Source organism: Acidovorax sp. SRB_24 (assembly GCF_012931925.1).
The window spans coordinates 1-420 of sequence record NZ_MWOM01000259.1; the positions used below are offsets into that span (position 1 = coordinate 1).

Consider the following 420-nt stretch of genomic DNA (forward strand, 5'->3'; position numbering starts at 1 on the left):
CGAAGCGGCGCTCGTTTCACCATGTGTGCGGCTCCCCTCGCAGCGCTGGATTGGGCGTTTGCAGCTACTCTAACCGAGGCTGCGATCCATTCAAATACTGCGCTGCAGCATTGGGGCAGGGCAGGTAGTGCAGGCCGTGTGTCACGGGCCCCAACGGTAGACGTCGGTTGTCGGTCGGGGCGTTGCCGCGGCAGTGCAGGTGCGGGGCCGCCATTTTGGCATCTTGCGATTGCTTACGCGCCGCCGCAAACGCGATGGGATAATTGTCGGCTTTGTCATACGGCAGCTCTAGCGGAACCTCTCATGATTCTCGTCACCGGCGGCGCCGGATTCATTGGTGCCAACTTCGTGCTTGATTGGCTGCGCAGCAGCGAAGAGGGCGTTGTCAACCTCGACAAACTCACGTACGCGGGCAACCTG

General features: G+C 61.4%; 1 protein-coding gene. It reads left to right on the forward strand.

Annotated features, from left to right (window positions below; genetic code table 11):
* Positions 1-303 precede the first annotated feature (303 nt).
* Positions 304-420 (forward strand): NAD-dependent epimerase/dehydratase family protein (locus tag B2J89_RS21850; RefSeq protein ID WP_169170873.1); only part of this gene is annotated, 117 nt, incomplete at its 3' end.